The sequence below is a fragment of the Bradyrhizobium sp. sBnM-33 genome, assembly GCF_032917945.1.
Classification (GTDB): Bacteria; Pseudomonadota; Alphaproteobacteria; order Rhizobiales; family Xanthobacteraceae; genus Bradyrhizobium.
In genome coordinates this window covers 6,179,935-6,198,499 of the sequence record NZ_CP136624.1, presented here as the reverse complement: position 1 = coordinate 6,198,499, position 18,565 = coordinate 6,179,935, and the positions used below count along the sequence as shown (strand labels likewise).

Genomic DNA, 18,565 nt, shown 5'->3' with positions numbered 1-18,565 from the left:
GTTTCGATCGCACCAGGTCGGCGGCAAAAGTCGAAAGCTGGTAAGGCGAGAACCCACTCCTTCGCTCGATGAAAATGGTGGTACCTTCGTAGATTTACGGTCAGCAACGTTGACCGAAACGGCATGATCTAACGTCTGAATGGGGCGTTTTGGAATCGACAACCTCTGACGCTGGGTGTTCAATCACGAGCAGCAGAAGGGTCTTCCGCTCAATCAAAGAACGCCAATGTCGCCGCGTAGACTCGCGGGGAGGTGATCGAATGAGGAGGCGGCAATTCATCCACCTTGTGGCAATGTCATCTGCTTGGCCGCTGGTCGCGCACGCACAGCGGACTCCTGCGAGTAGCCGGGTCGTCAAAATCGGTGTGCTTTGGCACGCCGGCAGTGCTGACGAAGAGAAGGTCTATCTGGACATCCTAACCAAGGCGTTCAGTGATCTCGGTTATGTCGACGGCAAGAACGTCGTGTTCTTGCACCGATTTCCCGCTGAGCAACCCGAAAGGTTTCGCCAGTTCGCAAAGGACCTCGTCGAAGAGAGAGCCGACGTAATTTTGGCTGTGACCCAAAGAGGCGCGATGGAGCTTAGGCGGGCGACGAGTGCAATTCCCGTAGTCCTTGTCCTAGGCGTTAACCCGGTCAGCAGTGGCCTGATTGAAAGCTTGGCTCACCCAGGCGGCAACGTCACGGGACTTTCCGTCATGACTCTAGATACTTCGGGCAAACGGTTAGGTCTCTTGAAGGAGGCGGTTCCGACGCTCAAGCGCGTGGCGCTCCTGATCGACACTAACGACCCGGTAAATGCGAACCTCTCATCATATCTTAGCGCAGCGAAGGCTCTGGGGCTGAAAGCTGGGTCTGTCGAGGTGCCAACCCCGGATGCGATTGAGACGGCGTTTTCATCAGTCGCGGGCAACAGTTACGACGCCGCGCTTGTGATGGGATCGATGCTGTTCAATGAACGGGAGCGGGTCGGCAAGGCTGCGCTGGCGCACAGAATACCGGCGGGGTCCGTCATTGCAGAAATGGTGCCCCACGGACTGTTGATGTCGTACGGTCAGGATTTCCCCGACTTCTTTCGCAAAGCGGCCAGTTACGTCGACAAAATCTTGAAGGGCGCAAAACCTGCTGACCTGCCCGTCGAACAGCCCACGCGCTTCAAGCTGGTGATCAATCTCAAGGTCGCGAACGCACTTAATCTGGCTCTACCGCCAACATTGCTCGCTAGTGCGGATGAGGTTATCGAATGAGACGGCGCGAGCTTATTGCGATCCTAGGTGCAGTTTCCATACTGCCGCTTACGGTGCGTGCGCAACAAGCGGCAAAGATGTACCGGATGGCGATCATGCATCCGTCGCACCCGATAACCGAGCTGAACGAACTCAGCCGCTTCCGGTACTATCGCGAGTTCTTCGGAGAACTTCGCCAGCTCGGGTATGTCGAAGGACATAATCTTGTGATCGAGCGCTTCTCGGCGGAAGGGCGCGTCGACAGCTATCCCAAGCTCGCCCGCGATGTTGCGGCCCGAAATCCAGACCTTATTTTTGCGATTAGTGTTTCGCTGGTTGCCGTTCTCAAAGAAACAACGTCAGCAATCCCGATTGTTGCCATGACCAGCGATCCGGTTGGCCACGGTATCGCGGCTAGTATCGCTCGGCCCGGTGGAAACATCACCGGCGTTACCGTCGATGCCGGTCTGGAGCTTTGGGCAAAACGCATCCAGCTTCTAAGGGAATTCGTTCCAACAGTATCCAAGTTGGCAATCCTGGCTGTACGACGAAACCCCGAACGAGCCTCAATGCAAGAGGCTGTCGAGAAAGCGGGTATCCAGGTCGCGGGTCCATCTTTTATCGATGATGGGAGCGAGGAAGAATATCGGCGCGTCTTCGCCAGGATGTCGCAGGAAGGTGCCGAGGCGCTATTTGTCGATGGAAGCCCGGAGCACATCACAAAGCGGCAGCTGATCGGCGAACTGGCTGCACAGTATCGGTTGCCGGCCATCTACCCGTTTCGTTCATTTGTGGAAGCCGGTGGCCTTATGGCCTATGGCATCGACCTCGTGGAGATTTTTCGACAAGCCGCCCATGTGACTGATCGAATCCTCAAGGGCGCGAAACCGGGTGATATCCCTTTCTATCAGCCGACCAAATTCGAGTTCGTCATCAATCGCAAGGCTGCTCAGGACATCGGACTACTAAGTCCTGAACCGCTGCTTGCCCGCGCCGACGAGGTGATCGAATGAGGCGGCGCGAACTTCTATCGGGCAGCTTTGCTTTACTGCTTCTTGCGCGTGGTCGCGCCGTCGCCGAACCATCTCGAACTTGGCGCGTCGCCTACGTGGGGTCTGGCTCAGCGGTGCGATCGGTCCCAGTGTTGAGGGACGCTTTGCGCGGCCTTGGATACGTTGATGGAAAGAATCTGATCCTCGAGGTACGAGAGGCAAAGGGCAACTACAGTACCTTGCCCGATCTTATGAGAGAAGCTGTTAGCTCAAAACCTGACGTAATTATCGCCGAGGCTACCCCTGCTATAGCCGCCGCGCAGAAGGCAACCTCCACGATTCCAATCGTAATGTCCCCTGCGACCGATCCGATAGGTTCGGGATTCATCAAGAGTTTTGCCCGTCCGGGTGGCAACATCACCGGTGTGGCGAACATGTTCGGCGATCTGACTGCAAAGACGCTGGACTTTCTCCACCTTGTGCTTCCAAACGCTAAGAAAATCGGCGTGTTAACTTCCAACAATCCGACGCACCCTCCCTTGTTTGAGGTTGCAAAGCGTGGAGCCGAAGCAATTGGGATTTCGGCTGAACGGTTTGTCGCGGACACGCCGAACGATCTCGAGGCCGCCTTCAAGGCAATGAAATTTGCCAAATGCGAGGCGGTGTACGTTCTCGCAGATCCTCCTCGTCCAGCGATACCGGAGCTATCTCTGAAATTTGTCTTACCGGCAATCTATCAGGTGGATGCGTACATCCAGATGGGGGGGCTGATGAGCTACGGGCCGGACATTTTGGCCATGTTTGTGAAAGCGGCCTACTACGTGGACAGAATCATCAAAGGCGCTAACCCGTCCGAAATGCCCGTCGAGCAGCCAGCTACGTTTCGGTTCATGATCAATCTTCGTACGGCGAAAGCGCTTGGACTCACAGTTCCGGAGTTGGTGTTGCTGCAGGCGGACAGCGTTGTCGAATGAGGGAGAAAGGTGTCGTTCGGTCCAGTTGTCCAAGGCAGAAAGGCTGTGAACGTGGCGGCAGCAGCTCTGCCGGCCCGAGCATGAGAAAGGTTCGGAGTTGTTTCCAGGGTTAGGCATATGAGCATTTCCCTCCACCCCGATGCGCCTCAAGGCGGGACCTTGACGGCACTGCCGCCAGAGAGCGCGGTGTCGAAGCCAGCAGCTTCGGGGCGTAAGGACCGGAGCCGCCTTTTCGTCAAGTACGTCGCACTGTTCGTTGCAGTCGTCGCCGTTGCGCTCCTAACAAATGGAGTTTTCGAAGTTTTCTTTTACTATCGCGAGCACAAAGCTTCCCTCATACGCATCCAGCACGAACAAGCGGAAGCCGCCGCGGCAAAGATCAGCCAATTCGTCAAGGAGATCCAAAGCCAGCTCGGCTGGACGACACAGTTGCCGTGGTCGGCCGGATCGCCAGAGCAACGTCGGTTCGATGCCCTACGGCTCTTGCGCCAGGTGCCGGCCGTCACGGAACTGGCCCAGGTGGATTCGACCGGCAAGGAACGGCTGCGTGTATCGCGCCTGGCTATGGACGTGATCGACAGCGGACTCGATCTCTCAAAGGATCCGAAGTTTACCGAGGCCATGGCGCACAGGGTCTATTACGGGCCGGTCTATTTCCGACGAGAGTCCGAGCCGTACATGACCCTGGCGGTCGCCGGCACCCGCAAGGACGCCGGGGTCAGCATCGCGGAAGTTAACCTGAAGCTGATCTGGGACGTGGTCTCCCAGATCAAGGTCGGCCAGCACGGTCACGCCTACGTGGTCGACTCAAAAGGCCGATTGATCGCGCATCCCGACATTAGTCTGGTGCTACGTAACACCGACATGTCGAAGCTGGCGCAGGTCCAGGCCGCGCAGACTGGCCGGCTTGACGACGCAGCGAACGAGTTGCAGGGCGCACTGAACATCCACGGGCAACAGGTTCTGACGGCCTCCGCACCAATTGCTCCCGTGGGCTGGACCATGCTCGTGGAGCTGCCGGTGGAGGAGGCCTACGCCTCGCTCTATGCCGCCTTGCAGCGGTTAGGGATCGTGTTGCTGGCCGCCTCGATCTTCGCCGTACTCGCGGGGGTTCTTCTCGCCCGGCGCATGGTCGGGCCGATTCAGGCGCTGCGTATCGGCGCCGCGCGTATCGGTGGCGGAGATTTTGCCCAACGTATCGCAATCAGGACCGGTGACGAGCTGGAAGGGCTTGCCGACCAGTTCAACGAGATGGGGGCGCGACTGCAGGAATCCTACGCCGACTTGGAAAAGAAGGTCGAGCAGCGGACGGCCGAGTTGCGCGAGTCCCTTCAGCAGCAGACGGCGACCTCCGAGGTCCTCCAGACGATCACGTCGTCGGCCGGCGATCTCGCGCCTGTATTCGAAAAGATGCTCGAAAACGCAACTCGGATCTGCGGAGCCCATTTCGGCACCATGACCCTTTATGAAGGCGACGGCTTTCGCACGGTAGCGGTGTACAATGCTCCGAAGGCGTACATTGATATCCAGCTTTACCAGCTCATTCGTCCTCACCCCGAGAGTGGCCTCGCGACAATCCAGCGGACGCATCAAACGGTCCACATCTCTGACATCAGAACGCAGCCGCCATACCTTCAAGGCAACCCTTACGTCCGTGCGCTCGCTGACCTTGCCGGCGCGCGAACACTGGTGATCGTTCCGATGGTCAAAGAGAACGATCTAGTCGGCACGATTACGATCTTCCGACAGGAGGTCAGGCCGTTCACAGACAAGCAGATCGAGCTGGTCGCCAACTTCGCCACTCAAGCGGTGATCGCGATCGAGAACGCGAGACTGCTAAACGAGTTACGTGACCGTACGGCCGAATTGTCGCAGTCGCTCGAAGAACTGCGCGCCGCGCAGGACCGGCTGATCCAGACGGAGAAACTTGCCTCTCTCGGCCAGCTCACCGCTGGTATTGCGCACGAAATCAAAAACCCACTGAACTTCGTCAACAACTTCTCGGCGCTGTCGACCGAGCTGATCGACGAAGTGAACGTTCTGCTCAAATCGACCCCGCTCGCCGACAGGGTGCGCGAGGAGCTGGATGACCTCACGCACACTCTGAGAGGCAATCTCGAAAAGGTAGTGCAGCACGGCAAACGCGCCGATTCGATCGTCAAGAACATGCTGTTGCACTCGCGTGCGGGATCGGGAGAGCGCCGCCCTACGGATATCAACACGATCGTCGAGGAGAGCCTCAATCTCGCCTATCATGGCGCCCGCGCGGAGAAGTCCGACTTCAACATCACGCTCAAGCGCGATCTCGATCCCGACGCGGGCGCGGTCGACATATTCCCGCAGGAGATCACGCGGGTCCTTCTGAACCTGATTTCAAACGGTTTTTACGCAGCGACGAAGCGCAAGCAAGCCGAAAGCGACGGATTTGAGCCCACCCTTAGCACCAGCACCAGGAGTCTTGGCAATAAGGTGGAGATCCGCATTCGGGACAACGGCACGGGGATTCCCAAGGAGGTCCGAGAGAAGATCTTCAATCCGTTTTTCACTACCAAGCCCGCAGGCGAAGGCACCGGACTTGGCCTCTCCATGAGCCACGACATCGTGGTGAAACAGCATGCGGGCAAGATCGACGTTCTCAGCGAACCAGGCGTGTTTACCGAATTCATTATTACGCTGCCACGGACGTTGGCGGCGCAAGCAAGAGCGGGAGGCGCAAATTGAGCGTTTACATTCTTGTGGTCGACGACGAACCTGACGTGGAGGTCCTGTTTCGCCAGCACTTCCGGCGCGATCTGCGCGCCGGCCGATTCCTCATGGAGTTTGCTCCTTCGGCGGCGGTGGCGCTGCAGCGCGCCGTGGAGATCCGGGATGCCACGCTAATTTTGATCCTCTCTGACATCAACATGCCCGGCATGAGCGGCCTGGAGATGCTGCCGGAAGTGCGAGCCCGGCGGCCCGACGTTCCCGTCATCATGATCACGGCCTATGGCGATGCCGAAACTCGGAAAAAAGCGATCGAGAGTGGCGCAGAGGGTCTTCTGACCAAGCCGATCGATTTCGCTCTGTTGCGGCATGAAATCGATGCCAGGCTCGAGGAAGCGGCATGACGGCCACCATCCTCGTAGTCGATGACGAGCCAGACCTGGAGGAGTTGGTCCTGCAGAAGTTCCGCAGGCAAATCCACGGGGGTGCTGTAACGTTCATGTTCGCGCGTGACGGCGTCGAGGCGCTGCAATTGATTGAGCTTCATCCGGATATCGATCTGGTGGTCACCGACATCAACATGCCGCGGATGGACGGACTATCGCTCCTGGCAAAACTTCAGCAAGAGGACGAGAAGAAGTCGACCATCATTGTTTCGGCGTACGGAGACATGAGCAATATCCGTATAGCGATGAACCGCGGCGCCTTCGACTTCCTCACCAAGCCGATCGAGTTCGCAGACCTCGAAGCGACAATCGACAAGACGATGCGGCACGTCCAGATGCTGCGCGAAACCCGCCGCCGTCAGATCGAGGCGGAGCTCGCCAATGCTTCGCTATCGCGCTATTTCTCGCCTCAGTTGGCCAAACGTCTTGCGGCTGGCAGTTGTGAGGCCGACGGCATGGAGGTGCACTGGCGCGAAGTCGCGACCATCTTCACCGACATCACTGGATTCACGTCCCTAGTCGAAGCTGCCGCGCCGGGGGTTTTGAGCGAACTGCTGAACGAATACGTCACCGGAATGACTGACGTAGTCTTTGCGCACGAAGGAACGGTGGCCAAGATCATTGGCGACGCGATCGAGGTTCTCTTCAATGCACCCGGCGATCAGCCCGATTATGCCACGCGCGCGGTCGCTTGCGCGCATGCTCTCGACGCTTGGGCGGAAGAATTCCGTGAGCGGTGGAAAGCCAGGAGCGTAAATTTCGGAGCGACCCGCATCGGTGTTCACGCCGGCCCCGCACTGGTCGGAAATTTCGGAGGAAGTCGCTTCTTCGACTACACGGCCCACGGCGACACAATCAACACCGCGGCACGCCTGGAAGCGGCCAACAAGTTCTTGGGGACCAGGATCTGCGCCAGCGCGGCCGTCGCAAATGCAGCAGCGAATTTCCGCGGGCGCCCGGTCGGCGACCTGATCTTGCGGGGTCGGAGCGGACCACTTCGCGCCTACGAACCACTGAAGGCCGAGGCCTTCGCGGCGGCCGCCACCGCTCGCTATTCCGAAGCCTTTGCTAGGCTCGAAGCCGGCGATCAAGGAGCAATGCCGGCCTTCGCGGCGCTGGTCGGCATGCATTCGGATGACCCGCTCGCCGGCTTTCATCTGAAACGGCTACTCAACGGCGGCAAGGGGGTCCGGATGGAATTGGGTTGAGTGCCACAGCAGACTGATGGTTGGCTGAGAAGGCAGAATTATTCGATCACCTCGTCGGCGCGGACGAGCAACGAGGGCGGCACGGTGAGGCCGAGCGCCTTGGCCGTCTTCACGTTGACGATGAGCTCGTATTTGGTCGGCTGCTCTACCGGTAGATCGGAAGGCTTGGTGCCTTTCAGGATCTTATCGACATAGCCGCCTGCACGGCGGAACAGATCGGCTATATCGGGGCCGTACACGACCAATCCGCCATTGGCGAATTGTCGTGAGATATGAATAGCAGGCAGGCGATGCTTCGCCGCGAGCGCGATAACTCGGGGGCCTTGGACGACCGTGAGGGCATCGCCAAAAACAATCATTGCATCGGGATGCTGGGCGGCGGCCGAGGCAAAGGCGGTATCGAGCTCCTCGGCCGTGGTCGCCTCAACTATTGGCAGAGCCACGCCCAGGTTCCGGGCTGTGCGGGGTACCTCTTCCGCTAACATCAGCATGTGCATTGGGTTGCCCGGGTTGACCAGGATCGCGATCTTGGAGGCGCCAGGAACCAGTTCCCGGAGGATTTCGATTTGTTTTGCAACCGCTACTCCCGCGGAGGTCGCAAGACCCGTTATGTTGCCGCCGGGACGCGGTAGGCTTTGCACGAAGCCGAGCCCTACGGGATCGAACACAGCTACGAATACAATCGGAACGGTAGCAGTTGCCGATTTTAGGGCCGCGGTTGCCCGTGGTGCAGCGGCGATGAGCACATCGGGATTGAGAGCAATGAGGTCGGCGACTGAAGCTGGCAGTCGATCGGGGGATGGGAAAAGCGAGATTCGATAATCAGGTTTCGTCCATCTATCCAACAGAGGCTTCGCAGCCCATCAAGGAACACACGCTCAGCTTGATTCAGGGCCTGCCCGCTTCCATCACCTATGGCAAGAAAGCCAAGTCGACGGCGAGCCCCCTGCGCCCACGAACACCTTGGCAAAACGAGCAGCGCCGCAGTTCCCGTTATGAACTTCCGCCGCTTCATTCGATCCTCTTAGCAGCCTGAGGACGACTGGACGCACTATACCACGTCTCGATGGTCGTCGCATTTACGGCGAGGGCAAATGTAGCGTGGCGGGCTGCGCGTGCAGCGCACCCAGCGACCCGGATTCATACGGGGCCGTCTTCAGGTGATCCTTTACGATCAGGGATTACATTTCCTGGGATGGAAAGCGAATACGATCCCGAGAGCGAAGCGGAAGCGGCCATGAAGTTCGCCGTCGCTGCTCATGGCCGGGAGCGCGAGATATGGATCAGTCTCGCCATGGCCTGGCGAGAGCTCGCCCGCGGACGACCGGCACGACGTCCCTATAGCGCCAATGTGGAGGCGGCCTAGCCGCAACCGGGCGGGCACTCCGAGCAGGTGTCGCCGATCGAATCCAGCACGTCGCGTACTTCTGCAACGGCCTCGTCCGGAGACACGCCAGGCGGCGGATCTTGGCGAGCGAGGAGAACGGCCCGCTCGCGAGCATGCGGATCGGCACGGTCCTGCATCCAGCCGTGTTCGTCGCATTCCTTTATGGCGCCGGCCTCCTGCAGCACGGAGATCGCCCAGCCGCGCATCGTGCGGATGGTGGGACGCCGTTCCTTCGTCATCAGCATCGAAATAGCTCCTGCCCGGGACGAATCCTTACGGCCCGTACCCGTTCCGGCAGCTAACACATGCCAGGGATTCGGAATCGCGGGGCGAATGCTTTTTCCACCTGTTCCGCTGCCCCTGAAAAACGGCGGCGGGAAGCCAATAGTCCGCTGCGCCCGGCACCGTCAGCGTCGCCGGACGACGTCGGCATAGAAGGCCGGCCTCTAGGGCGGCCCCCAGGCCACTACGGTTGCCATTTTTTGAGAGTTTGCGCTCAGGCGGGTCTCTCTGCCGACGAGAGCGCGACGGCCCGGTCTTCCTTGTCGGGTCCTCGCATAACGATCTTGAGCCCGTCGTTCGGCAGCGGACGCTGCAGCGCCTTCGCCTGGTCCCACGGCGCGCATCCAGACGTCGCGCTCCTCTTCGGTCGTCAGGATCACGGGCATCGCCTTCGGATGGATCGGCTCGACGACGGCGTTCGGTGACGTTGTCAGGAAACCATAGACCAGATGGGGCCCAGGGATCGGCTTCGACTTCGTGCCACGGTCGCCCTTGAATTCGGTCCAGATGCCGGCGAACGCGAACAGCGGCCGGTCTTCGTTCAGCGCGAACTAAACCACGTCCTTTTTCTTGGTCTCCGGATTCGGCTCCGGAGCGTACTCGGCGAAGCTGTTCGCCGGCACCAGGCAGCGGTTCTCCGGTCAGCCAGCCGCGCCAGTGCGGTGGCGACGTGTTGCGGATGTTGGTGACCGGTGCACCATCGAGTTTCGGCGGTGGCGGCATTCCCAGCATCATGACCATCTCGCCGTCGGGTCCTGGCATTGCGGACGATCGGAGCGGGATAGTCCGGAAGTACGCCGCGCATCGTCGCTAGGTTGCCCGTAACGGTTAACGACGCGGAACAGCGTGAGGATGGCGGCTTGGTTGGTGGTGATCGAATAGAGATTGCACCTGTTCAGCGTTCGTCTTCCCGGTACCAGGACCCAAATTCGAGGGTCTGTTCCCTCCGGAGGCGTACAATGTTGTCCACCGGCTTCCAGCGCCTGTTCGGTGCGGCTTCGGTGCAGTGACGGCATCGAGAGATGCCTTCAGCTTCCAGATGGGCGTAGCGATTGTCATGCCGGCTCCTTGACCTTGAGCGTGAGCAGGTGATCGCGAGGACGAAATAGCTATTAGTGCTGTCGTCGATACGGACAGACAGGATCAAGGGAGTGACGGACCGCTGCCACAAAGATCACAATTGCGGGGCGAGATGTCGCGCAGAGTATCGTTGGGTTGGCGGATGTACCCAATCCCTGCGATCTAAGGAGCCCCCGGAAAGATCATCTCCGGGGGCTTTGTCTTTTGGCCGCCGCTTCGCTGTGAAAGTTATCTAGCCGTGAAACCTCGGGAATTTGGCTACTCAACGGTTGCGACTGGCGGTGTCTGCGTTCATCTGTTCGCTTCGTGTTGCTCGGCTGAAGCCTTGATGTTCGCAATCTCCGCAAGTGCCATCACCGATGCAAACTCGGCGATGGAATAGATCCTAGTGCCATCGCTGATCGAGATGCCTGTTAGCCTCCCGACGACATGCCATTCGACCGCTTTTGCAAAAGCGTCCCTAGCCGTTTTGGCGGTGGCTTTGAACATGTGATCGTCAACGTGGGCATGCACGTGGAAAATCATAGTTGATGCTTGCCCAACGCCACGGGGCTGGACCAGACGGTGAATCTCGCACGGCGTTGCTTGGCGCTCAAATTGCACCGAGGAACGGTCTTTTTGCTCAAAGCCTGCCATCTTGAGCCTATAATGCGGTCCGTCCACAAAGCCCGGCCGACTGCTTGCTGTGCCGGAGTTCAAGGCACCGGCTGCTGAGACTTCTTCTTTATGTCGGCCGCTTTAATGAAGCGGACGCCAACCTGATCGCCGTTGACCCAAGCTAGTTGGCAACGCCGGTATGCTTTCCCCACTGTCGAGAGCACAAGAAAGAATTCTTTCAGCGGAAGACCTTCAATCGAACCGCCGACGGAAAGTCTAGCGCCCGTCTCCGATATATCCTGCATTGTACGCGGACGCTGCCACGTACCATCAATCGCCATCATGTTTGCGGCGAACCCGCGCTCGAATACGACACGGTGGGCCTTACGCTGTTCCATCTAACCAAAATCGTCGAACTAAAATGAATGACGATGGGACCGCCAAGGAGACGGTTCAATATGCAATGCTCCCGCGGTGCCGCTTTTCGGATTGGACCACGATGAACAAAGAATATAGGTGAGCGGTTAATATTTGCTCAAAAGCGATGGATGACGGGGCCAGTCACGCGAGCTTTCCTCCGTAAAACTACGGTGCGCACGTCGCAAGTCTTCATCGCGCATCAGTTTGCTGGCATTGCGCTCACAACCTGATCTTGGTTGACGCTAACGAAGAGCCAACAATAAAAATCTTTTTGTATCGAAATAATACTGTCCACTTTTGAATGCTCTGTACTCTTTTTTGGAGTAGCCATGCATGATTTTCCGAAACTCGCTGCGCAGGTAAGGGGCGCACGCGCACTTCTTGGTTGGTCTCAATCCTATTTGGCAGAAGGTGTCAGTGTTCGTCGTGGAATCATCGCTGATCTCGAAAGCGGCAAGCGCGAACCGCAGGCGTCAACATTATCCGCATTGATAACTGAATTAAGCGCGGCAGGCATCGTCTTTACGAAAACAGGTGTCGAGCTTCTGGAATGGCCACCGAGACCCTACGTACCGACCGGGTGCGCAACGATAAGGAAGCGCGCAAGGGTTCGCCGACGTTAAGTATCGGGACATCACGTCAGAAGACGTCGCGCATGAACCACCGGACACCTATTGTGTTTGGTGGAGGGTGGCCTTCCACTCGCAAAGTGTTAAGTCGGCATCGTACTACGCGTGTCCTTAGCAGGCCCGCCATGTCGACGCCGGGATTTCACTACCGTTGTTGGACGAGCGGCTGCGGTTTGGCCGGGTTGGTGCTTGCGCAGGCACCGGCCTGCAAAGTACGGCGTGTTGCATATCCTTTCCGCACAAGCGGACCCCATTCAAAAACATCGACGCCGCTGCGCCAGTCACACATCTGGGCACCTTTCGGATGCGGATGTTGTTATGACGAAGTTTCGAATGTACCTAAACATCTCCGGCATTCTCATTTCCGGCAGCCTCATTCTTACCGTCACCTCCGCCATAGCGCAGGAACATCGCCATCGGCCGCAAGATCAGGCCATCCATGAGCGGTTTTACTCCAACTGGATGATGCCAGACAATCGCACCGTATCATGCTGTGACAACGGAGACTGTTCGCCCGCAGAGTCTAGGCTCGAAGACGGTCATTGGATCGCCCGCAAGGTCGGCGGTGACGGCTATTGGACCACTATTCCGCCGGAGAAAATAGAGCATGATCGCGAGAGTCCCGACGGTCAGTCTGCAGCCGGGTCGTTTGGATCTTAAAGCGTGGCGTTGAGGAACTCGTGTATTGCTTTATTCCTGGAGGCAGCCTTTTGATCGAGAGCTAAGCGCACGCTATTCGGTCGCGCCGACCCGGTCATCGAAAAAGCCTGAGCACTTCCGCTGTTGGCACAAAACGGACATGCGGCCATAACACGCGATGTCCGCACCTGAGGATAAAACGGGCATCTACGACTAGGCCAGGACGCCTTTGAACCAGCCGAGTCGTCCTCGAGTCCACCTTGATAGCAAGGTAGTGGCAGAAGCGATCACGTCCCCTGATTGTTCGAGATTTCTGAGAACTGAGCAAAAATGCTCACTTTCCAGCGGGCATTTTTGTGGGTTGAGTTATTGTCAAAGCAAATTCAGATGCCGGGCTTCATTAAGCCCCAGCTTGCGACGCTGAGGTCGAAGGCGCCGAAGGGCGACCAGTGGCTTCATGAGATCAAGTACGACGGCTATCGCGTGCAGGTTCACGTAAACAGCGGGCGCAAGAAGGTCTACACCCGCACCGGGCTGGACTGGACCAAACGGTTCTCTGTCATTGCTGGCGCCTTCGATATTCCGGGCCAAGCCATCATCGATGGGGAGGTCGTCGTAGTTCATGAAGGCCGCACCAACTTTTCCGAACTCCAAGCCGAACTTGCCGCGGGCAAACAGGATCGATTGGTCTTTTATGCATTCGATCTCCTCTGGCGCGACGGAGACCTTCGCAGGCGACCGCAGATCGAACGCAAGCAGCTCCTGTCGGACCTGCTCGGCGAAAACGACATCGAGCTTCCGGTGCTGTTTTCTGAACATCTCGTCGGCGACGGTCAGAAGATGTTTGAGCATGCCACCAAGTTGAATTGGGAAGGCATCATTTCTAAGCGGGCTGACGCCCCGTATCGGTCGGAGCGAAATGAGAACTGGCCGAAGATCAAGGCCGTGCACAAAGGCAAGTTTCCCGTCGTTGGCTTTGTCAAAGACCCTAGCGGCGTCGCCGCGCTGTACCTCGGCAAACAGGAAGGCAACGAACTGGTTTATATGGGCAAGGTCGGGACGGGTTGGTCTCGCACTGTTTCCAGCCACATCAGGAAGCAACTCGACACGGTGGTCAGCCCGAAATCAAAACTAACCAAAGCCATCAAAAAGCCAAAGGCGACATGGGTCGAACCGAAATTCTTTGCGGATGTTGAGTATCGAGACATCACATCGGAAGGTCTACTACGTGCCAGTTCGTTCAAAGGACTTTCTCGGAAGGATCAATCCTGATTGTCGCACCTGCTTCGGAGTAGGATGGGTATGTGAAAATCATCCGAAGCGGGTGGAGCGACGAGCTGGGTTGCCAATGCGGGGCGGGCATGCCGTGCGACTGCGTCGGTGCTGACGGACTTGAGGAGCCTGATGTGGGCCAAATCCTCGGCGCCCCGTCAACTCGCCATTAGCGCGAGCGGTCTTCCGACGATTGTACGCACCGGCCTAAGGGAAATCCCCTCGCGCTGCGAGCGGGGCACGGCGTCCTTCGGCGGCGTCGGCAGGCGCGCGAGCAGACTGGTCATCGAGGTCCATCTCGGCCGCTCGCCCCGAAAGCGCCAGCATCGCGGCAATGTCGGCCAAACAGGCGATTTTTCGAAGACGCGGCTTCTGATCGCGCATCGAATTTGCGCAGCGCGGCAAAGTTTGCACTGCCATCATATCAACGGTTGTGCTCTCTTTGGCTGCGCGACCTCTCGCTGATCATTTCAGTCCGAGTCCCATGGTCGGCTCGACGAGAGGGAGCGCGGCCCCCGGCGTTGATCCCACGGTTCGCGCCTGGCCGCCTTGTTCATGAGTTCACCTTGGAATGGCAGCAATGGTGCAGAAGCTAGTGATCGTATTGGTCGTGGTGGCTTTGATTATCATGGGCGTGCTTGCCTACGCCCAAAAAAATGAGGGGTGCTTGCACGGGCGCTCGCTCCAAACCTTCAAGCCCTGCGGATCGGTTAGCGTTGACATGTAGCGCTGGCCCGCGACGCTGCGGCCAAGCTCGCGCGATTTGAATGCATGCTGTGGTGCACGTGAATTTTGGTCGAGAGAGAAAGCGAGAGCAGTCCCACGGGCAGCTTCGGGACGCCTCAAGTCAGAGAACTATAGTCCGTATCCCGGGGGAAGACTGAACCAAAGCTACAGGTTTCCCTTCTTCAAGGTGTTGCTACAGCTCTGACTAATTCACAGCGTCGTTTTTGGCGCTGGGCAACCGCAGCTCTGCAGCGCGTTCCTTACGTAGCTTCTTGCGAAACTCATTTTCCTTGCGCTCAAAGGCGGCAAGCTCCTTCTGTGCCGCTTCAAGAAAGCGCTCGCGTGGTGTTGGCTCCAAACGGTCGGCATTGGTCATTACGCACCCCTGAGGTTTGACCGCCCAGCAGCTCTTTATGCAGCTAATGGAATTGGCGGAAGGTCCCTTACCCTAGAGGGACGTAGTGCGACGATTTTGTGAAGGTGATGGAAAAGGCCGCGATTGGGCGGCTATTTCTTCACCGGCAGGATCACGGGAACGTGCGGCGTGGTACTCACCACTACTCTAGAACCGTCGGAGTTTCGCCGAAGTGCTTCGAGCACGAGCATGAATTTTTCCGCAAGCATGAGCGTCACCTCATCAGCGCATCTCTCCATTAGTTGGAGAGCATTGAAATTCGGTTCATAGGACTTGTTTAGCCGCGCGTCTGTCCTGAACCAGACTTTGGAAGAGAGATGCGCGCTCGAACGTACGGAATCGAACCGCCCACCTCGGGAGCCCCGGGCGGCGGCGCGGCCATTTCAAGTTCTGACACCCAGCGGAGTTCACAAGGGTGCTCGCCCCTGTCCACCAATCAGCGGCGAGCGGTAGCGTATTTCATGCGGCAACCTTGTCTTCCTTGTCCGCTCCTCGCAGCACGATCTTCAACGCGTCATCTGGCAGCGGCCGCTGCAGCGCCTTGGCCTCATCCCACGGCGCACGCATCCAAACGTCGCGTTCCTCGTCCGTCTGCAAGATGACCGGCATGGCCTTCGGATGGATCGGGTCGACGACGGCATTGGGCGACGTGGTAAGAAAGCCGTAGACATTATGCGGTCCAGGAACGGGCTTCGACTTGGTCCCGCGATCACACTTGAACTCCGTCCAGATGCCCGCGAAGCAGGTCAGCGGCCGATCATCATTGATGGCGAACCAGACGACGTCCTTTTTCTTGGTCTCCGGGTTCGGCTCAGGCGCATACTCCGCGAAGCTGTTGAATGGCACTAGGCAACGATTTTCCGGCTCCAGCCAACCGCGCCAATGCGGCGAGGACGTATTGCGGATATTGGTCACCGGCGGCCCGCCAGTGCGTGGCGGTGGCGGCATGCCCCAGCGCATCAGGGTCAACTCGCGTTCGGTGCCCGCATTGCGAATGACGGGCGCGGGATAATCGGGAAACACGCCTGGCATCGGGGGCAGGTTGCCGACATAACGGTTCATCACGCGGAAGAGCGCGCGCATCGCTTCTTGGTTCGTAGCTGTCGCCCACTGGTTCAAAAGGGAGAGGACAGTGGCGACAGGTACGGTAAAGTGGTTCAACGAACGAAGGGATATGGGTTTATCCAGCCCGACAGCGGCGGCAAGGATGTTTTCGTGCATATTTCAGCTGTTGAGAAAGCCGGCCTGAGCAGCCTCAATGAAGGTGCCAAGGTGAGCTATGAAGAAATGAGCAACCGGGGCAAAACGTCCGCGGAAAATCTAAGAGTCGGGTGAATTCGAGTCAGCTGGCTCGCGCCGGCATGGAGTATCGAGGCTTCGAGATTAGGGTGGTCCAGGGCATCGACAGAAAGTGGAAATGGTCTGTCCGGCTTCAGGAGAGGCGCCGGCAGGGCGAGGCGCGCGTCCGGGATCACGCCATCACCGCGGCGAAGACGGCAATTGATCGCGCCCTTGACCCCAAGAAGGTGCGACTGCAGCCGCGGTAACGCTTGCAGGTTCCGGTCCTATCGGGAGACGAGGCTTTTCGCGAGTAGCCCAAGACAGTATACTACTTCCATTGCACTTTGTTTGTTGTGGTGGGGCCTGTCATGTTGGATGACGAATTTAAGAAACAGCGCGCCCAAACCGTACGTGATCTTGCAGAGAAAGCCGACCCGTTCATCAAAAGGCGGCTTCTTGATCTCGCAGCGAGATATGAAGACAAGGGCCGGCTCTCTCATGTCACTAGCACGCCAAACGACCTGCAGTTCGTTAGCCATAGCAATGAAGGTTCGGAACGTTAAGCATGGAATGGCTGGCCACGGCGACGCAATCTGCCGACTAAGGCTGGTTGAAGGCAAAGGGAAATGAGCGCAGCGGACAAACTTCACCAATTCGCAGAAATGTTAGCCGCGGCCTCGTCTAGAACCCGCTCGCAAGCTGATTCCACCGTGGCCGCACCTTTACAGACCAATCCAATTGCCACAGAGGACGCTACCGCTGATGATGCGAGGGTAAAGCTTGGATCTGCCGTGGCTACAGCCATTACTGAACCTGAGCGCGAACACGAACCGGCGACAACAAATCAACCGCTTTCCCCACTGGCCGGTATAGAGCTAGACGCAGCGATCCGCCTCCGCTGGGCGCTGCGCGATATCAAAGCCAAGCGAACCAAATTAACGCCAGCGAATCCAGATGATCTAAAGACCTTGATTGAAATGGGCCTCGTCGAAATGCGCGACGACGTGCCCGTGCTTACCAATGAGGGTCATCGAGCGCTCGATTGAGACCCGGCCTTTGAGGCGAGGCCTGAAAGCGAAAACGGGGGGCATAGACTGTGCACAGGGGTCCGGAAAGTTCATTGAGGTTGGTAGCGGCCGTGCGATGACGGAAGCAGCGCGCTGCCGGAAGTAAGTAACGGCGCTAAGTGAATCAAGGACCCTTCATTCACCGTGGCCGACGCTCTTCTCGCCGATCCTGAATTTGCTTCAGTGCTGAAAACGGTTTTGAAGGACGGCCATGCAGTGGTCTCGGCAACGAATGCAGCACGAATGACTCGCAAAAGGTGGCCGCCGAAGCGGCGATATCAGCAATTTGAGCTTCGTCCTTAGGGCCCCATTAACGGCGTCTCCTGGACCAATGCGTGTCTTAACCTGCCGTGAAGGAGAGGAGGCCCATGCTGGTCGTTTTACGACGGCGGAGCCAATGGCTACCGATATCATTACGCACAGGGATGCGCTGCGCCACACCGCGACTCGCTCCGCCGTGAGCGTAGGCCTGACCGTCGTCTTGACGTTGTCCTTTTGCCTCTTGCAGTTCGGCTCCGATCCGGATGCGTTCGTGCGCGCCGGCTTCGTGACCACATCGTCGATCATGATCAGCATGACCATTTCGGGACTGCTGACCGCAGCCCTGAGCTACCGGTCCGCGCTGATGATGCGGGAGCTGACGCTGACGCGCGCCGAGCTGCAGCGAATTTCCGGCACCGATCAGTTGACCGGGCTGCTCAACCGACGGGGCTTTGACCAGGCCGCCGAAGCGACCTTGGCCACGGCGCGCCATGCGAACCTGCCCACCACCGTGCTGATGTGCGACATCGACCGCTTCAAGGCGATCAACGACCAGTTCGGGCATGAGTTCGGAGACAAGGTGCTCATCGCGATCGCGGAGGTGTTGCGCTCCTTCGCCGAGCGAAGGCAGATGCTGGTGGCAAGACATGGCGGCGAGGAATTTGCCATTCTGATGACCGGCGTATCCAAGGAGCGCGCTGCCCAATACGCCGAAGAGCTGCGGCAGTCCTGCGCCGCCGAGTCGGTCGTCGGCGACGACGCGTCGGTCAGCGTGACGATCAGCATCGGCCTGGCCGCATGCTTGGGTGAAGCAGACCTAGCCAAGGTCATGCGCATGGCCGACCAGGCGCTCTATGCGGCCAAACATCGAGGTCGCAATCGCGTGGTCCGGGCGGACGTCCTGGCGGACTCGATCGCGGCGTAGCCCGAGGGGCGTGCCGGATCTCGGGTCGCGGTGTG

At 58.4% G+C, this 18,565-nt stretch carries 20 protein-coding genes and 2 pseudogenes; 15 read left to right on the top strand and 7 right to left on the bottom strand.

The window, feature by feature from the left end; genetic code table 11:
* Positions 1–260: 260 nt before the first annotated feature.
* The 6 genes from RX328_RS29275 to RX328_RS29250 all read left to right on the top strand — a co-directional run bounded on the left by RX328_RS29275 (position 261) and on the right by RX328_RS29250 (position 7,549).
* Entirely contained in the window at positions 261–1,247 is a 987-nt protein-coding gene (locus tag RX328_RS29275) for an ABC transporter substrate-binding protein (RefSeq protein WP_213249701.1), read from the top strand.
* The gene (locus RX328_RS29270; RefSeq protein ID WP_213249702.1) at positions 1,244–2,239 is read left to right on the top strand and encodes an ABC transporter substrate-binding protein; all 996 of its coding nucleotides are present in this window, start codon (positions 1,244–1,246) and stop codon (positions 2,237–2,239) included. The genes RX328_RS29275 and RX328_RS29270 overlap by 4 nt, the downstream gene beginning before the upstream one ends.
* Positions 2,236–3,192: an ABC transporter substrate-binding protein gene (locus RX328_RS29265; protein WP_213249703.1), complete on the top strand. Its 957-nt coding sequence runs from the start codon at positions 2,236–2,238 to the stop codon at positions 3,190–3,192. The genes RX328_RS29270 and RX328_RS29265 overlap by 4 nt, the downstream gene beginning before the upstream one ends.
* 117 nt (positions 3,193–3,309) lie before the next feature.
* Entirely contained in the window at positions 3,310–5,913 is a 2,604-nt protein-coding gene (locus RX328_RS29260) for an ATP-binding protein (protein ID WP_213249704.1), read from the top strand.
* Positions 5,910–6,299 (top strand): response regulator, encoded by a 390-nt coding sequence (locus RX328_RS29255; protein WP_213249706.1) that lies wholly within the window; start codon positions 5,910–5,912, stop codon positions 6,297–6,299. Before RX328_RS29260 ends, RX328_RS29255 begins: the two co-directional genes overlap by 4 nt.
* Entirely contained in the window at positions 6,296–7,549 is a 1,254-nt protein-coding gene (locus tag RX328_RS29250; protein ID WP_213249708.1) for an adenylate/guanylate cyclase domain-containing protein, read from the top strand. The genes RX328_RS29255 and RX328_RS29250 overlap by 4 nt, the downstream gene beginning before the upstream one ends.
* A gap of 38 nt (positions 7,550–7,587) precedes the next feature.
* On the opposite strand, the gene RX328_RS29245 is transcribed toward RX328_RS29250, so the two are convergent.
* Positions 7,588–8,295: an ABC transporter substrate-binding protein gene (locus tag RX328_RS29245; protein WP_312017974.1), complete on the bottom strand. Its 708-nt coding sequence runs from the start codon at positions 8,293–8,295 to the stop codon at positions 7,588–7,590.
* Between the two features lie 53 nt (positions 8,296–8,348).
* Between RX328_RS29245 and RX328_RS29240 the strand changes: the two genes are divergently transcribed.
* Positions 8,349–8,585 (top strand): hypothetical protein, encoded by a 237-nt coding sequence (locus RX328_RS29240; protein ID WP_249726262.1) that lies wholly within the window; start codon positions 8,349–8,351, stop codon positions 8,583–8,585.
* 201 nt (positions 8,586–8,786) lie between these two features.
* Positions 8,787–8,915, top strand: a complete 129-nt coding sequence (locus tag RX328_RS29235) for a hypothetical protein (RefSeq protein WP_317258522.1) — start codon at positions 8,787–8,789, stop codon at positions 8,913–8,915.
* On the opposite strand, the gene RX328_RS29230 is transcribed toward RX328_RS29235, so the two are convergent.
* From RX328_RS29230 to RX328_RS29215, 4 genes and pseudogenes are all read right to left on the bottom strand, one after another.
* Entirely contained in the window at positions 8,912–9,181 is a 270-nt protein-coding gene (locus tag RX328_RS29230; RefSeq protein ID WP_213249712.1) for a hypothetical protein, read from the bottom strand. The two genes, RX328_RS29235 and RX328_RS29230, sit on opposite strands and share 4 nt — an antisense overlap.
* A gap of 251 nt (positions 9,182–9,432) precedes the next feature.
* A pseudogene (locus RX328_RS29225) lies at positions 9,433–10,117 on the bottom strand (SOS response-associated peptidase).
* A 472-nt stretch (positions 10,118–10,589) separates the two neighbouring features.
* Positions 10,590–10,997 carry a hypothetical protein gene (locus tag RX328_RS29220; RefSeq protein WP_213249714.1) on the bottom strand — a complete coding sequence of 136 codons (408 nt, stop codon included), beginning with the start codon at positions 10,995–10,997 and terminating at the stop codon, positions 10,590–10,592.
* Entirely contained in the window at positions 10,994–11,293 is a 300-nt protein-coding gene (locus RX328_RS29215) for a PilZ domain-containing protein (protein WP_213249716.1), read from the bottom strand. The genes RX328_RS29220 and RX328_RS29215 overlap by 4 nt, the downstream gene beginning before the upstream one ends.
* Positions 11,294–11,644: 351 nt before the next feature.
* Here RX328_RS29215 and RX328_RS29210 point away from each other — a divergent pair, with 351 nt between their 5' ends.
* From RX328_RS29210 to ligD, 3 genes are all read left to right on the top strand, one after another.
* Positions 11,645–11,938, top strand: a complete 294-nt coding sequence (locus tag RX328_RS29210; RefSeq protein ID WP_213249718.1) for a multiprotein-bridging factor 1 family protein — start codon at positions 11,645–11,647, stop codon at positions 11,936–11,938.
* Between the two features lie 324 nt (positions 11,939–12,262).
* A complete protein-coding gene (locus RX328_RS29205; RefSeq protein WP_213249720.1) occupies positions 12,263–12,604 on the top strand; it encodes a hypothetical protein in 342 nt (113 codons plus the stop codon).
* A gap of 309 nt (positions 12,605–12,913) precedes the next feature.
* On the top strand, positions 12,914–13,855 hold the full coding sequence (gene ligD, locus RX328_RS29200) for a non-homologous end-joining DNA ligase (protein ID WP_213249722.1): 942 nt from the start codon (positions 12,914–12,916) through the stop codon (positions 13,853–13,855).
* 931 nt (positions 13,856–14,786) lie between these two features.
* On the opposite strand, the gene RX328_RS29195 is transcribed toward ligD, so the two are convergent.
* Positions 14,787–14,957, bottom strand: a complete 171-nt coding sequence (locus RX328_RS29195) for a hypothetical protein (RefSeq protein WP_213249724.1) — start codon at positions 14,955–14,957, stop codon at positions 14,787–14,789.
* A gap of 498 nt (positions 14,958–15,455) precedes the next feature.
* Entirely contained in the window at positions 15,456–16,079 is a 624-nt protein-coding gene (locus RX328_RS29190; RefSeq protein ID WP_249726245.1) for an SOS response-associated peptidase family protein, read from the bottom strand.
* Positions 16,080–16,128: 49 nt separating this feature from the next.
* Between RX328_RS29190 and RX328_RS29185 the strand changes: the two are divergent.
* The 4 genes and pseudogenes from RX328_RS29185 (at position 16,129) to RX328_RS29170 (ending at position 18,530) form a co-directional block, all read left to right on the top strand.
* Positions 16,129–16,331 (top strand): annotated as a pseudogene (locus RX328_RS29185) (cold-shock protein).
* Between the two features lie 314 nt (positions 16,332–16,645).
* Entirely contained in the window at positions 16,646–16,840 is a 195-nt protein-coding gene (locus RX328_RS29180; protein WP_213249726.1) for a hypothetical protein, read from the top strand.
* 63 nt (positions 16,841–16,903) lie between these two features.
* On the top strand, positions 16,904–17,323 hold the full coding sequence (locus RX328_RS29175) for a hypothetical protein (RefSeq protein WP_312017975.1): 420 nt from the start codon (positions 16,904–16,906) through the stop codon (positions 17,321–17,323).
* Between the two features lie 553 nt (positions 17,324–17,876).
* Positions 17,877–18,530 carry a GGDEF domain-containing protein gene (locus RX328_RS29170; protein ID WP_317258521.1) on the top strand — a complete coding sequence of 218 codons (654 nt, stop codon included), beginning with the start codon at positions 17,877–17,879 and terminating at the stop codon, positions 18,528–18,530.
* Positions 18,531–18,565: the final 35 nt, after the last annotated feature.

What these genes read in the sequence shown, in the direction of transcription:
- RX328_RS29240 (WP_249726262.1), top strand. Translation starts at nt 8,349, where the DNA reads ATGGGAAAAGCGAGATTCGATAATCAGGTTTCGTCCATCTATCCAACA.
- RX328_RS29275 (WP_213249701.1), top strand. Translation starts at nt 261, where the DNA reads ATGAGGAGGCGGCAATTCATCCACCTTGTGGCAATGTCATCTGCTTGG.
- RX328_RS29180 (WP_213249726.1), top strand. Translation starts at nt 16,646, where the DNA reads ATGTTGGATGACGAATTTAAGAAACAGCGCGCCCAAACCGTACGTGAT.
- RX328_RS29195 (WP_213249724.1), bottom strand. Translation starts at nt 14,957, where the DNA reads ATGACCAATGCCGACCGTTTGGAGCCAACACCACGCGAGCGCTTTCTT.
- RX328_RS29270 (WP_213249702.1), top strand. Translation starts at nt 1,244, where the DNA reads ATGAGACGGCGCGAGCTTATTGCGATCCTAGGTGCAGTTTCCATACTG.
- RX328_RS29210 (WP_213249718.1), top strand. Translation starts at nt 11,645, where the DNA reads ATGCATGATTTTCCGAAACTCGCTGCGCAGGTAAGGGGCGCACGCGCA.
- ligD (WP_213249722.1), top strand. Translation starts at nt 12,914, where the DNA reads ATGCTCACTTTCCAGCGGGCATTTTTGTGGGTTGAGTTATTGTCAAAG.
- RX328_RS29190 (WP_249726245.1), bottom strand. Translation starts at nt 16,079, where the DNA reads ATGCGCGCGCTCTTCCGCGTGATGAACCGTTATGTCGGCAACCTGCCC.
- RX328_RS29175 (WP_312017975.1), top strand. Translation starts at nt 16,904, where the DNA reads ATGAGCGCAGCGGACAAACTTCACCAATTCGCAGAAATGTTAGCCGCG.
- RX328_RS29215 (WP_213249716.1), bottom strand. Translation starts at nt 11,293, where the DNA reads ATGGAACAGCGTAAGGCCCACCGTGTCGTATTCGAGCGCGGGTTCGCC.
- RX328_RS29260 (WP_213249704.1), top strand. Translation starts at nt 3,310, where the DNA reads ATGAGCATTTCCCTCCACCCCGATGCGCCTCAAGGCGGGACCTTGACG.
- RX328_RS29205 (WP_213249720.1), top strand. Translation starts at nt 12,263, where the DNA reads ATGACGAAGTTTCGAATGTACCTAAACATCTCCGGCATTCTCATTTCC.
- RX328_RS29230 (WP_213249712.1), bottom strand. Translation starts at nt 9,181, where the DNA reads ATGCTGATGACGAAGGAACGGCGTCCCACCATCCGCACGATGCGCGGC.
- RX328_RS29235 (WP_317258522.1), top strand. Translation starts at nt 8,787, where the DNA reads ATGAAGTTCGCCGTCGCTGCTCATGGCCGGGAGCGCGAGATATGGATC.
- RX328_RS29250 (WP_213249708.1), top strand. Translation starts at nt 6,296, where the DNA reads ATGACGGCCACCATCCTCGTAGTCGATGACGAGCCAGACCTGGAGGAG.
- RX328_RS29265 (WP_213249703.1), top strand. Translation starts at nt 2,236, where the DNA reads ATGAGGCGGCGCGAACTTCTATCGGGCAGCTTTGCTTTACTGCTTCTT.